Origin of the sequence: Acinetobacter sp. S4397-1, assembly GCF_024129285.1 — a bacterium.
Lineage (GTDB): Bacteria > Pseudomonadota > Gammaproteobacteria > Pseudomonadales > Moraxellaceae > Acinetobacter > Acinetobacter lwoffii_C.
Map to the genome: position 1 here is coordinate 112,120 of NZ_JAMXXZ010000002.1, position 12,901 is coordinate 125,020.

Here is a 12,901-nt window from a genome sequence, read left to right on the forward strand (position 1 = left end):
AAACAGGATATTAAAAACAAGATGTCAGAGTTGAATTTTTCCGATTTGGTTGAACCGGTAGCAGTAAATCAGAATACTGCTTTAAGAGTTACGGTCCTGGGTGGTGGTAGTTTTGGAACTGCTATGGCCAATACCGCAGTGCGTAATGGTTGCAATACCATGATCTGGATTCGTGATCCGGAAGTCGCAGCTGATATTAATGCGACACATATTAATAAGCGCTATCTGGCGGATTTTCAGTTAGAGTCCAATTTGCATGCTGTATCTGACTTGGAGCTGGCTGTGCGTGATCGCGATATTATTCTGGTTGCGATTCCAAGTCATTCTTTCCGTGATGTCCTGCAGCAGATTAAGCCTTTTATTAGTTCTCAGGCAGTCATTTCCCTGACCAAGGGAATTGAGGCGAAAACATTTAGCTTTATGAGTGATATTATTCGTGAAGTTTTACCAGAAGTGCCTTGTGGTGTACTTTCCGGTCCTAATCTGGCCAAGGAGATTATGGCGGGGCAGCCGGCAGGTACAGTGATCGCCAGTGAATCTGAGCTGGTGCGTTATGCAGTGCAGCAGGCCTTGCATAGTGCCTTGTTCCGTGTTTTTGCCAGTGATGATGTGCATGGCGTGGAGCTGGGCGGAGCCTTGAAAAATATTTATGCGGTTGCCATGGGAATGGCCGCTGCCTATAACGTGGGTGAGAATACCAAAAGTATGATTCTGACCCGTGCATTGGCTGAAATGAGCCGCTTTGCAGTAAAGCTCGGTGCCAATCCGCTCACCTTTTTGGGGCTTTCTGGTGTGGGTGATCTGTTTGCGACCTGTAACAGTCCGCTGAGCCGTAACTATCAGGTGGGTTATGCCTTAGGTAAGGGTAAAACTCTGGAACAGGCCACCACCGAACTGGGCCAAACTGCAGAAGGGATTAATACCATTGTGCAGGTTAAGATGCGTTCTGAAGAGCTGGAAGTTTATATGCCGATTACCACTGCATTATATGAGGTGATTTTCCAGGGGGCGCCACCCTTGTCGATTGCGTTGTCGCTGATGAAAAATGGGCATCGCAGTGATGTTGAATTTGTTTTGCCCCATCATCAGGTCTAATTTATTACCCTAATTGTATAATGTCTGTCATATCTGATCGTTATCATACAAATACAAGAAATGAAGGAATGAAAGATGCAACTGACTTTAGTACGACATGGCGAGGCCGCTCCTCCGGTCAATGGTCATGACAGCAAACGTCCGTTAACGGAGCGTGGGCATCAGCAGGCAGAACAGACGGCGCAGTTTTTAAAAGATAGGATCAAGCCTGAAGTCTTTGTGGTCAGTCCTTTGGTGCGTGCACAGGAAACTTTGGCACATTTACAGCATTACTTTAAAGATGTGCCTGTGGTGATCTGTAATGCCATCAAGCCAGATGATGATGCAAAAGTAGCTGTGGAATGGTTATCGCAACTGCCTTATGAGTCGATTGCAGTGGTCTGTCATATGAATGTCGTGGCACATATTGCTTCAATTCTGGTGGGAGATTCTTTTCAGCCTTATGCGCTGGCTGAAGCGCGTATTTATGATCAGGCGGTGATTGCAGCGGGTTTATCAACCCAGATAAAAAGCTTTAGCCCAACAATATAAAACCAGTTAAAAAAACGGTAGAACACAATCGATGTTGTATTTATGGATGCCAGAAGCCAATGGAATTTGGCAATGGTCAGTGGGGGAGTTCTGGAACCAGGCAGCGACACTAGAGCAGCTGATTCAGGACATACAAGCTTATCAGGCCAAAGAGGCGGTGGTTTTTTTTCCAAGCCGTCATGTGCAAATCTTGCAGCAGACTTTGTCACGCAGCCAATATAAGAAAATGGGCAATGAAGGCATTAAATATTTGTTGGAAGAATATGTGGTGCTGCCGGTCGATGCCATGAAGGTTTTGCATCATTTTCAGCAGCCTGACCAGATCAGGCTTATGGGAATTGCAAACTCTACGGTAGAAACCTTGCAGCATGCCCTAAACTTGATTCCGGTAAAAGTTACCGCATTGTTGCCAGATTTTCTGATTGTGCCTGTGCCTGCGCATGCCAATCAGCGGGTGATTACACAAATTGGCGGACAATTGCTGGTTCGAGAAGATGAGTATATAGGCCAGTCACTGGATGACCTAAGCTTATATCTGGATTTTCAACCCAAAGATTTACAATACCAGGTCAGTGGTCTGGATGTTGAGCAGTTAAATAGCTTGGAAGCGGTGACGACGCGGGAGCAAATTGAATCTTTTCAGTACACATTACCAGTTATTAAAAAACCCAAGCAGCACCCGTTTAACATTCTGCCTAAGGCAAAATCTGAAGGTGTAATTTCAGGCTACTGGAAGGCTTGTGCTGCGGTTTTCGTGGGGATTCTGCTGGTTCAGTTTAGTTATGATGCAGTGCGTTGGTATCAATATAAAAAAGTTGCCAATCAGACGGCCATGCAGGCCATAGACCAGTTTAAATACTGGTTTGGGCAGAATTATCCGGTGACCGAGCAAAATATTGAAAGCCAGTTTGAGGCGCAGTTGCGTCAGAGCCAGACTGCCAATATGCATGCTTTACAGTTAATGAGCCGCGTGGGGCCAGTGTTGATGCAGAATCAGATGGTGGCGCAGCGCGTTCATTATGATGCGTCGGGACTGAGTCTGGAGTTACAAGCTGCAACCTCGGAAAGCTTGAATGGGCTTTCCCAGCAGTTGAATCAACAGGGATTCAAGGTGGAGTTAGGCAACATACAGGCAACAGCTACAGGTGCGGTAGGACTGGTGAAAATACAATAATGAAAACGATGCAACAATTACAAAACCGGCTTGACCAGCAGTTTGAAAGATTCAGTGATTATTTGGACAGCTTGTCCGTGCGTGAGCGGGTGCTGGTCATTTTCACCCTTATATTTGTGCTGGTTGCAGCAATTGGCTCTGCACTCTGGTATATGCATCAAGCTGCGGATACCCAGCAAAAGCGTTTAAATCAGCTTAAAGATACAATTGTGTGGATGCAGAGTAATGCCGTGACCATGAAACCCGCTGGAGACTTACAGCTGGATGCTGCGGAGAAAGTCCAGCGTGTTGCTCAGCAGCAAGGTTTGTCTGTTGCTTCCCAGCACATAGATGGAAAAATTCAGTTGGTCGTTCTGCATGAAAATTATGCAGTGCTGGCAAACTTCCTGACCCAGTTGACCCAAATGGGGCTAAGTATCGAAAAAATGGAGCTAAATAAGGAAGCAGAGCAGATTAAATTAGCAGCGACTGTGCAATAGCAGCTGAAAATAAAGATTTACAAAGCATGGTTTTTTGGGCTGCCTATGCCTATAATATGGCGACTTAAAAAGTAGCAGACTTTTCTAGATATGTTGTACTCTCTAGCCCGCCCTTTGTTGTTTTCTTTAGCACCAGAGCGTGCACATGAGCTAACACTATCATTATTACAATCAACCCATAAAATGGGCTTGGTGCATCAACGTGTAGCTGCAAAACCTGTCAGCTGTATGGGAATTGAATTTCCGAATCCGGTCGGTCTTGCTGCCGGTCTGGATAAAAATGGTGCCTATATTGATGCTCTGGCTAGCCAAGGTTTTGGTTTTATTGAAATTGGGACGATTACCCCACGACCGCAAGCCGGTAATCCACACCCGCGTTTATTCCGTCTGCCACAAGCCAAGGCAATTATTAACCGGATGGGTTTTAATAACGATGGGGTAGACAAGTTAGTTGAAAATGTCAAAGCGGCAAAATTTAAAGGTGTTTTGGGTATTAATATCGGTAAAAATGCCGATACACTGGTAGAAAAAGCTGTAGATGACTATCTCATTTGTTTAGAAAAAGTCTATAATTATGCTTCCTACATTACTGTAAATATCTCTTCTCCAAATACCAAGAACCTGCGTAGCTTGCAAAGCGGCGATGCGTTGACTGAATTGTTAGAAACGCTGAAAAATCGTCAACTGGAATTGGCGCAGGAACATCAGCACTATGTGCCGTTAGTATTGAAAGTAGCTCCGGATCTGGAATCAGAAGATATTGCCTTTATTGCCAAGCAGTTATTGCAATATAAAATTGATGGTCTGATCGTGACCAATACCACATTGTCGCGTGAAGGCGTTGAAGGTCTGGCGTATGCGGAAGAAGCAGGTGGTTTATCGGGTGCACCGGTCTTTGAGAAAAGTACGGCATGCCTCGCTGCGTTTGCAGGGATTTTGAAAGGACAAATTCCATTAATTGGTGTGGGTGGTATTCTTTCAGGTGCAGATGCTGTTGCCAAAAAACAGGCAGGAGCCAGCTTGGTACAGGTTTATAGTGGTCTTATCTATACTGGACCAAAACTTGTCAAAGACTGTGTAGACGCACTTTAAAACTTATGAATGCCATTGACATCTTTATACTGATTATCCTGCTTATTGGAGGGTTAAACGGTTTGCGTCAAGGATTTATCAAAGCCTTTGCGAACTTGGTGGGATGGATTTTCGCCTTAATTGTTGCGGCGAAATATTCAACACTACTTGCGCCTTCCATGGTGGCTCTCAGTACTGATCCGGTGGTACAGAAGATTGCGGCCTTTGCTTTTATTGTACTAATTATTGTTGTTTTGACCTGGATCGTCACCTTTCTTCTGAACCGTATTTTAAAAACACTTAAACTTGGCCCGCTCAATCGTCTTGCAGGCGGTGTTTTTGGAAGCCTGAAAGGGTTGCTGATTGTCCTGATCACACTTCAGGGAATTGGTCCATGGGTAGAAAGTTCCCCGCACTGGAAACAGTCCAAGCTCATTCAGGCTTTAATTCCGTATGCACCTTGGGCAACCGAGCTGTCGAAAGACGCTGCAAACGGTGCCTTAAAGCACATCAAATCTGAAGGTACACCGAGACTTTCAGATTCTTCATCTGAATCTTCTAAAGACGGAATTTCAGATGCATCTACGAATAATCCTTTTATTAATCCCTAGCTTGTCTGCGAGGTTGCTATGTGTGGAGTAGTTGGTATAGCTGGTAAAACGCCCGTTAACCAAATGTTGTTTGATGCATTAACGATGTTACAACATCGTGGACAAGATGCTGCTGGGATCGTGACATGCGATGAAGGACGCCTGTTCCTGCGCAAAGATAATGGTATGGTGCGTGACGTATTTCATACCCGTCATATGCGTGCCTTAAGAGGAAACTACGGCATTGGTCATGTGCGTTATCCCACTGCGGGTTCTTCAAGCAGTGCTGAAGCGCAGCCATTTTATGTGAACTCACCGTACGGAATTACCTTGGCACATAACGGTAACCTGACCAATTCGGCTGAAATTCATGAAGATCTGTTTAAAACAGATTTGCGTCATATGAATACCGATTCAGACTCGGAAGTTTTACTTAACGTTTTTGCACATGAACTGCAAAAACGCGGCAAACTGATGCCGACTTCAGAAGATGTGTTTCATGCGGTAACGCGTGTTCATGAGCGTTGTAAAGGTGCTTATGGGGTAGTTGCCATGATTACTGGCCAAGGTCTGGTAGGGTTCCGTGATCCGAACGGTATCCGTCCATTGATCTATGGTTCACGTCAGACTGAAGAAGGCATGGAATATATCATTGCTTCTGAGTCGGTTGCGATTACAGCGCTGGGCTTTAAGGTTGAACGTGATATTGAGCCGGGGGAAGCAATATTTATTGACCTCCAGGGTAATTTCTTTACCCAGCAATGTGCGAGTAAGCCGGCATATCGTCCATGTATCTTTGAATATGTGTACTTTGCCCGCCCGGATGCAATCATTGATGGTATTTCAGTGTATAAAGCCCGTCTGAAAATGGGTGAGAAACTGGCTCATAAAATCCTGCGTGAATGGAGTGAGGAGCATGATATTGATGTGGTCATCCCGATTCCGGATACATCACGGACTTCAGCGCTAGAGCTGGCGAATACGCTGGGCGTGAAATTCCGTGAAGGCTTTATGAAAAACCGCTATATCGGTCGTACTTTCATTATGCCAGGTCAGCAACAGCGTAAAAAATCGGTCCGCCAGAAACTTAACCCGGTTGAGCTGGAATTTCAGGGTAAAAATGTTTTACTGGTTGATGATTCGATTGTACGCGGTACCACCTGTAATGAAATTATCCAGATGGCGCGTGATGCAGGGGCAAAAAAAGTTTTCTTTGCTTCAGCTGCACCTATGGTGAAATATCCAAACGTTTATGGTATTGATATGCCGGCAAAATCAGAACTGATTGCTTCTGAACGTAGTGTAGAAGAAATCCGTGAGATTATTGGTGCAGACCGTCTGGTGTTTCAGGATCTGGAAGACCTGAAAGAAGCAGTACGTACGACCAAGGTGCCGAAATTACGTGAGTTTGATTGCTCGGTATTTGACGGTATCTATGTCACAGGTGGAATTGATAGAGAATATCTCGATAACTTACAGAAAAAACGTAAGGAAAGTGCCAAAAAAGGTGAGAACTATATCGATGTTAATATCGATGCCGCTTCAGTCGACCTGACGGGTGTACGTGAATCCTAAGCGATTAAAGCGATAAAAATCATAATGAAAAAGCGGGAACTTCCCGCTTTTTTGTTTTATGATGAGCGCATTGCAGATCATGTGACTTAGGGTGGTACATTGAGAAGCGTAAGCTATACGTTTATAAAGAATAAAAATATGTGGCTGCCAGCGAGCTTTTGCCTGATTGCAGTATTATTAACAATATTTATTATAAATATAATTGCCGGCTTATTTGCCTTCTATATTGATCCCACCCAGTCTTTAGTTTGGCATAGCTTCAGTCCTTATCTGATTGCGTTTGTCCTGTTTTTAATGGCAGTTTCGGTATCACATGAATTTTATGTACTCCGTGCCGGTGGCTATTCGCTTGCCAAGCAAATGGGCGCACGCCGGCTGAGCCAGATAGAAAGTATTCCTGAAGAAAGCGCGGCATTACGGATTACCGAACAGCTTGCGGAAACTTTTTTGATTGAGGCTCCAGCGGTTTATGTACTACCCGATGAAGTCGGAGTCAATGCCCTGACAGCAGGTTTCGGCCCGGCAGATACCGCAATTATTCTGACTTGGGGCGCTCTACAGACGCTAGATGAAATGGAATTGTATGGTCTGCTAAGCCATGAGTTTAATAAAATTCTGTCTGGTGAGGCTGCTGAAAATACCCGATTAAAAATCCTGTATAGCAGTCTGGTGACTTTTAGCCAGTGGGGCAGTAAGTTGGCCAAGTCCGGATTTTACCGTCATGGTATTCCGCGTGAAAACCGGTTTGAAACGCTATATGTGGCGCTGGGTGCAGTCATCTGGCTGGTTGGCAGTTTAGGGGTACTCATTTCTCGTTTTATCAAATATATATCGCTAAGCGGGCGAACTTTCAAGAATGACCAGAAAACCAGACGCCTGATTCAAAATGACGCCAACATTCAGACCTTATTAAGGATTTATGTGCATCATTCCGGTTCGCAAATTTATAGTGAATATGCTGAATCAATTTCCCATATGTGTTTTGCCAACTCCCTGAGCCAGCAGAACTGGTTGAATATTCATCCGGATATTAATCAGCGTATTTATGAGTTAAATCCTGGGCTGATTCAGGAACTGCAACTTGAAAATCTGAAAAAGTTGAAAAATCAGCCCTTATTTAGCTTGTTCCGCTCTTTAGAGGATGTGGTGCCTCAAAGCACAACCACCTGGAGCTCACCACAGCCGTTACCCTTGCTGCGCCTGTCACCCATTAGCTTTGCGATTAAAGATGCGATCAAGCCGCTGAATCCGGAATTTCGCACCAATATGCCACGTCCGGATCTGATTGAACGGGCTTTGCAGACTTCGACGGGTTCTCGTGAAGTCATGGTTGCTATTTTAATGATCCGGCAATATCGTGAATTTATACCGACTGAAGCAGAGGTCAGCCGTGCGATTGTGGACTCATTGTTGAATCTGGATGGTCGTGTTCATACTCCCATCTTTTTACAGGCTTGCAAAAATATTGGTGGCATGCCGATGACTGTTGCCCGGCAGTTTCTGATGAAGCTGGCACGGATTATTCAGGAAGATGGAGAAATTGGCTTGCTGGATGCTTTACTGCTGGAGCGAGTCAAGCATGAATTGAATTTGTTGCCTGTACATACACCCACTTCACTGGAAGAAGTTAAGTCCCAGATTGTGCGCCTGATTGATGCTTTACTGCATGTCCAGCAGATTAACAGCGGGAACCAGCTCGAAGTCCGGGAGCGGATTTTAAACCGTATTTTGACCTTAAAAGAGCAGGAGATGTATGCTGAAATTTCTGATGAACCAATTGATCTGGCTGAAATTTTGAATGATATTGCCGGGTTATTGTTGCGTGACCGTTTAAGCATATTGGGGATTGCGGAAGCCTGTTTGTGGAGCGACCGGATTGTGACTCAGGATGAGCTGGATGTGATGGAATTGCTATACTGGCGTCTAGGGTTTGAAACGGATGAGATCATTGAGCAAATGCTGAAAAAAAATAGCCTGATGATTGTCTAGGTTTCTCTTTAGGTCGCTGAGACGAAGTGGACCCATCTTCATGCTAAGATAGGCATTCAAATTTCAGGTCTGAGGTTATAGACATAACAGTGTGGAAAACAGGCAAGATAGAACCCTAAAACTAGAAAAAGTTCGGCAGAGTAAGGCGAATCCGGCTAAAATGTTTGACCTGAAATGGGTGATGATGAAAAAATGATAAGGCATCAGCGTGGCATACTGGCAGCATTGGGAATTGATATATGGATTCCTAGGGATGAGGCATGCCAGCAGCATCAGGTTTCCATCTGGCGAGATCAGGCAACTCCTGAGCTTCATAGCGAGATTATTTTACCGCAAACTGCGCGTCATGAGCCGCTGCCACAAGAAATTGTACCTGTACCAGTTCGCATCGTTGAGCTTGATGAAGTAAAGGAAGTTGTTGAAGCTCCAGTAACCGCTGCTCCAGTTCAGGAAGAGCGGCAAATACAGCATATTCCGCCATTCAGTTTACAGGCCCTTAATTTGCCGCATTGTGTCATTGTGATGAATGCCACAGAGATGACAGAAGAGACCCAGCATTTGTGGAGTAATATCCAGCGCGCCATGCAAGGTGAATTTTATGAGTTAAACTGGCCATTTCCATGGGCGAATATGCAGGACGGCCGTGGGGTAGAGTCTTATATTCAGGGCTTTCTGGATATGATGAGTATGGAGAAAAATATAATTTTTCTGGGCTCTGTTCCCTATGTCCATCCCGTAAAAATGATTCAGCTTGCTTCCTTGCAGGAGATGCTGGAACAGCCCATTCTGAAAAAACGTTTATGGCAATTTATGCAAAATAAACCGGATAGTGTGGATTAATATCCGTTAAGACCAAAAGGAATTGGAATAAGAAGTATGAAACAGAAAGTTGTAGTATTCAGTCAGATTGATCCAGACATTCAGGAAAAACTCGAACAGCGTTATCAGGTGGTCTGTTTACAGCCAAAGTTGGGTGATGTCAATGAACAGCTCTTGACGCATGTACAGGATGCAGAGGGCATGATCGGTGCAGGACGGTGGTTGAATCGTCATAATCTGGCCACTGCAAACCGATTAAAAATTATTTCCAGTGTCAGTGTGGGTTATGACAACTATGAGCTGGATTATTTAAATGAAAAGCAGATTTATCTTGCTCATACGCCACATGTATTGACTGAAACTACGGCTGACCTGGCTTTTTGCTTATTGATGTCCGCTGCCCGAAAAGTTCCTTATCTGGACCAATGGACCAAACAGGGACAATGGCAGCGTACTGTAGGCGAAGCACAATTTGGTGTAGATGTTTTTGGAAAAACGCTTGGGATTATTGGCCTTGGTCATATTGGTGCTGCAATCGCACGCCGTGGTTTTTATGGTTTTAATATGAATATTCTTTACCATAACCGCCACGAAAAACCGGAGTTGGCCCAAAGCCTTCGTGCAGAATATTGTACTTTAAGTCAGCTTTTACAGCGTTCGGATTTTGTGGTGATTGCGGTAGATTTAAATGCAGAATCAAAATCCCTGATAGCCGCAGCAGAACTGGCCCAAATGCAGCCTCATGCTGTGCTGGTAAATATTGCCCGTGGTTCAGTAATTGATGAGCAGACCTTGATTGATGCCCTAAAAGCCAGGCAGATATTTGCAGCAGGGCTAGATGTTTATCAGAAAGAACCTTTAAAAGAGTCAGAGCTGTTTAAGCTGGAGAATGTAGTCACTTTGCCTCATGTGGGTTCGGCGACAGCAGCGACACGGAAGAAAATGGCAGAACTGGCCTATCAGAATCTGGTGGATGCACTGGAGGGGAAAGTGCCACGCTATGTGGTTAATCCGCAGTTTTAGATTTATACGAAGTTAATATTAAATAACATTTTCTTGCATCTATGCTCAAGCTTCAATGCTATATTCTTGGGAGTTGGAAACATTAGGCTCAGAGAATTTTCATTGAAACGTTTGCTACTGGCTTGTAGTTTAAGTATATGTATGTCTGCAGGACATACCGACAGCACTTATTTTGATCGACCCACAGCATCATTTACTGTGCCCGATATTGGGGCTGGTATAGGCTTGCTGGATCAGCAAAAAGAAAAAATGATCGGTGAAAAAGTCTATCGCGAAGTACATAGGCAGATGCCAGTGATGCAGGATCCCTGGCTTGAAGATCAGCTCCTCTCAGTGTTTTCCCATATTCTCAGTCAAACCCAGTTATCCCAGCCGATTGGCCTGCTAGTTATTAATGATCCACAAATTAATGCCTTTGCCGTGCCCGGTGGCTTGTTTGCTTTAAATGCAGGTCTGATTAATTCTGCGCGTAATATGGATGAAGTGGCTGGGGTGATGGCGCATGAAATTGCTCACGTTTCCCAGCGCCATTATAGCCGTTCCCAGGAGGCCTTTAAGGGGCAAGGCTTATTGGCTTTGGCAGGAATTCTAGTGGGAGCCTTGGTGGCTTCGCAGGCAGATGGTGATGCAGGTGCTGCGGTCATGATGGGCTCTCAGGCAGCTTTACTTGATCAGCAGCTCACTTATAGCCGTAATCAGGAACGTGAAGCGGATCGCATCGGTATGCAGTACATGTACGCATCGGGTTATAATCCGCATAGCATGGCAGATTTTTTCGAGGTCATGCATCGATCTACCAGCCGTTTAAGTTTTTTACCGGATTTCTGGCTTACTCACCCTTTGACGACCGAAAGGATGAGCGAAGCGCGACTGCGTGCTGGTCAGCTTCCGGCAGTCAAACCAAAGCTGAATGATCAGGATTTTGAAATTATCAAATGGTATAGCCGGGTAGTGTCCCGTCAGGCCAGTGAAAAGCAGTTAAGTTTGCTGGCAGGGCGCAATAGTTTTGCTGGTCAATTGGCCTTGGCGACGTATCATCTGCAACAGGGAGACTTTCAGGCTGCACAGGCTGTGCTTGATCAGGTGAGTCAGAAGCACCAGAAGCATCCTTTATGGATATTAAGTCAGACGGATATATATCTGGGTCAAAATCATGTTAATGAGGCTTTAAAAAGTGTGAGTTCAGCAGCACGCATTATGCCGGAAAACCGGGCATTGAATTATAAGCATGCTGAGGCGCTGATTCGTGCCAAACAGCCTGATCATGCTAGAACTATTGTACAGCGCTTTTTAAATGCAAATCCGCGAGATGTCAGTGGTTGGCGTCTTATGCAAATGGCTGCAAATGCTCAGCCCGCCTCCGAGATTAAAGCCGCGACTGTTCTGCGCTATCGGGCTGAAGTGGAATACTGGTCAGGTCATGAGGAAACAGCGATTAAATCTTTATTACATGCACAGCGGGTCAGTAAAAGTAATCAGTCTTTATCGGCTACCATTAATCAGCGTTTAAAGCAGATGCAGCGGGAACGACAAGATAAAATCTAAAAATAGTTTTATACCGGTTTTGTGGGGGAAGATGTATCCCAATCCGGGTAAATCACGCTACAATCGGGCCAAAGAGAATTGTTTATTTAAATCATTGTATGAAAAAAATATTATTAGCGGTATTGCTATTGGGGTTTGGGGTGAATGGTTTTGCTGCAAGTGCAGTCGAGTATGTAGAAGCGGTTGAGCAGATTAATACCGATTATCAAAAAGAATCACGTCAGTTTTTAAAAGCGTTAAATCCACAGCAGCAGGGTTTTACGGCGTCGCAGCAGCAGCAGTTTTGCGCTATTGTGCAGCGTTATGTTGACCGTTTATATCAGGCAGCAGATCAGAACCGGGCCTATCTGGATCGTCAGTTTCAAAATGTAGGCAAACAAGAGGTGATATTGCAGGTCAAATCTTCTAAAGAGATGCAGTTGTTAAAACGTCATCATGTGAATTGTAATTTGCAATAAAACAGAAAATAAGAATATGACGAGAACTGTCTAAAAAGTGAGGCAGTTCAGCACGGATTTAGAGCTGAATTGAATAGGGGATTAAGCAAGCTTGGCTTTGATTTTGGCTGAAACCTGTGCAGGATCGGCGCGCCCGGCTATGAGCGGACGCAGAGAATTCATCACCTTACCCATATCTTTCATGCTAGTAGCTTGTTGCGCTGCAATCGTTTGCGCAATCACGGAATCAAGTTCTTCCTCAGTCATAGCTTCTGGTAGAAATTGAGAGAGAACCTCAACTTCGGCTTGTTCCTTACTAGCTAAATCTTCTCGACCAGCACCTGTAAAGGCTTTGATCGATTCTTTACGTTGTTTAATTTGTTTTTCAATGACCGCAAGAACTTGAGCGTCGTCAAGTTCTTTACGCTCATCGACTTCGATTTGCTTAATTGCGGCTTGGAGACTACGAATGACCGTTAACTTGTCCATTTCTTTAGCACGCATGGTGGCTTTCAAAATGTCAGTAATCTGGTTTTTTAAAATAGTCATTATTTATTCCAAGCGGTCAATCAC

Annotated in this window: 13 protein-coding genes; 12 read left to right on the forward strand and 1 reads right to left on the reverse strand. The window is 44.6% G+C overall.

The genetic code is table 11. The features are described 5' to 3' along the window. Positions 1 to 21 precede the first annotated feature (21 nt). From NI467_RS01810 to NI467_RS01865, 12 genes are all read left to right on the forward strand, one after another. Complete coding sequence (locus tag NI467_RS01810; protein ID WP_151204189.1) at positions 22 to 1,095, forward strand: NAD(P)H-dependent glycerol-3-phosphate dehydrogenase; 1,074 nt, start codon at positions 22 to 24, stop codon at positions 1,093 to 1,095. A 75-nt stretch (positions 1,096 to 1,170) separates the two neighbouring features. Beyond that, positions 1,171 to 1,626, forward strand: coding sequence for a phosphohistidine phosphatase SixA (sixA, locus tag NI467_RS01815; protein ID WP_253150616.1), 456 nt, complete (start codon positions 1,171 to 1,173; stop codon positions 1,624 to 1,626). A 31-nt stretch (positions 1,627 to 1,657) separates the two neighbouring features. Then, positions 1,658 to 2,800 (forward strand): type II secretion system protein GspL, encoded by a 1,143-nt coding sequence (gene gspL / locus NI467_RS01820; protein ID WP_174659936.1) that lies wholly within the window; start codon positions 1,658 to 1,660, stop codon positions 2,798 to 2,800. Continuing rightward, positions 2,800 to 3,279, forward strand: coding sequence for a type II secretion system protein GspM (gspM, locus tag NI467_RS01825; RefSeq protein WP_253150617.1), 480 nt, complete (start codon positions 2,800 to 2,802; stop codon positions 3,277 to 3,279). Before gspL ends, gspM begins: the two co-directional genes overlap by 1 nt. 90 nt (positions 3,280 to 3,369) lie before the next feature. Next, a complete protein-coding gene (locus tag NI467_RS01830; protein ID WP_253150619.1) occupies positions 3,370 to 4,371 on the forward strand; it encodes a quinone-dependent dihydroorotate dehydrogenase in 1,002 nt (333 codons plus the stop codon). Positions 4,372 to 4,376: 5 nt separating this feature from the next. Next, positions 4,377 to 4,961, forward strand: coding sequence for a CvpA family protein (locus tag NI467_RS01835; protein ID WP_151204194.1), 585 nt, complete (start codon positions 4,377 to 4,379; stop codon positions 4,959 to 4,961). 18 nt (positions 4,962 to 4,979) lie between these two features. After that, a complete protein-coding gene (gene purF / locus NI467_RS01840; protein WP_151204195.1) occupies positions 4,980 to 6,515 on the forward strand; it encodes an amidophosphoribosyltransferase in 1,536 nt (511 codons plus the stop codon). A gap of 99 nt (positions 6,516 to 6,614) precedes the next feature. Then, positions 6,615 to 8,504, forward strand: a complete 1,890-nt coding sequence (locus NI467_RS01845; RefSeq protein ID WP_253150620.1) for a M48 family metalloprotease — start codon at positions 6,615 to 6,617, stop codon at positions 8,502 to 8,504. Between the two features lie 192 nt (positions 8,505 to 8,696). Next, a complete protein-coding gene (locus NI467_RS01850) occupies positions 8,697 to 9,344 on the forward strand; it encodes a hypothetical protein (RefSeq protein WP_253150622.1) in 648 nt (215 codons plus the stop codon). A gap of 36 nt (positions 9,345 to 9,380) precedes the next feature. Then, the gene (locus tag NI467_RS01855; protein WP_253150624.1) at positions 9,381 to 10,346 is read left to right on the forward strand and encodes a D-glycerate dehydrogenase; all 966 of its coding nucleotides are present in this window, start codon (positions 9,381 to 9,383) and stop codon (positions 10,344 to 10,346) included. A 102-nt stretch (positions 10,347 to 10,448) separates the two neighbouring features. After that, the gene (locus tag NI467_RS01860) at positions 10,449 to 11,891 is read left to right on the forward strand and encodes a M48 family metalloprotease (RefSeq protein WP_374982189.1); all 1,443 of its coding nucleotides are present in this window, start codon (positions 10,449 to 10,451) and stop codon (positions 11,889 to 11,891) included. A 98-nt stretch (positions 11,892 to 11,989) separates the two neighbouring features. Continuing rightward, complete coding sequence (locus NI467_RS01865; protein WP_253150627.1) at positions 11,990 to 12,349, forward strand: hypothetical protein; 360 nt, start codon at positions 11,990 to 11,992, stop codon at positions 12,347 to 12,349. Positions 12,350 to 12,430: 81 nt separating this feature from the next. Here NI467_RS01865 and NI467_RS01870 read toward each other — a convergent pair whose 3' ends face one another. Then, entirely contained in the window at positions 12,431 to 12,877 is a 447-nt protein-coding gene (locus NI467_RS01870; protein ID WP_151204201.1) for a GatB/YqeY domain-containing protein, read from the reverse strand. Positions 12,878 to 12,901: the final 24 nt, after the last annotated feature.

Excerpts from the sequence above, each read along its gene's own strand:
- NI467_RS01810 (WP_151204189.1), top strand. The coding sequence starts at position 22 with ATGTCAGAGTTGAATTTTTCCGATTTGGTTGAACCGGTAGCAGTAAAT.
- sixA (WP_253150616.1), top strand. The coding sequence starts at position 1,171 with ATGCAACTGACTTTAGTACGACATGGCGAGGCCGCTCCTCCGGTCAAT.
- gspL (WP_174659936.1), top strand. The coding sequence starts at position 1,658 with ATGTTGTATTTATGGATGCCAGAAGCCAATGGAATTTGGCAATGGTCA.
- gspM (WP_253150617.1), top strand. The coding sequence starts at position 2,800 with ATGAAAACGATGCAACAATTACAAAACCGGCTTGACCAGCAGTTTGAA.
- NI467_RS01830 (WP_253150619.1), top strand. The coding sequence starts at position 3,370 with ATGTTGTACTCTCTAGCCCGCCCTTTGTTGTTTTCTTTAGCACCAGAG.
- NI467_RS01835 (WP_151204194.1), top strand. The coding sequence starts at position 4,377 with ATGAATGCCATTGACATCTTTATACTGATTATCCTGCTTATTGGAGGG.
- purF (WP_151204195.1), top strand. The coding sequence starts at position 4,980 with ATGTGTGGAGTAGTTGGTATAGCTGGTAAAACGCCCGTTAACCAAATG.
- NI467_RS01850 (WP_253150622.1), top strand. The coding sequence starts at position 8,697 with ATGATAAGGCATCAGCGTGGCATACTGGCAGCATTGGGAATTGATATA.
- NI467_RS01855 (WP_253150624.1), top strand. The coding sequence starts at position 9,381 with ATGAAACAGAAAGTTGTAGTATTCAGTCAGATTGATCCAGACATTCAG.
- NI467_RS01865 (WP_253150627.1), top strand. The coding sequence starts at position 11,990 with ATGAAAAAAATATTATTAGCGGTATTGCTATTGGGGTTTGGGGTGAAT.
- NI467_RS01870 (WP_151204201.1), bottom strand. The coding sequence starts at position 12,877 with ATGACTATTTTAAAAAACCAGATTACTGACATTTTGAAAGCCACCATG.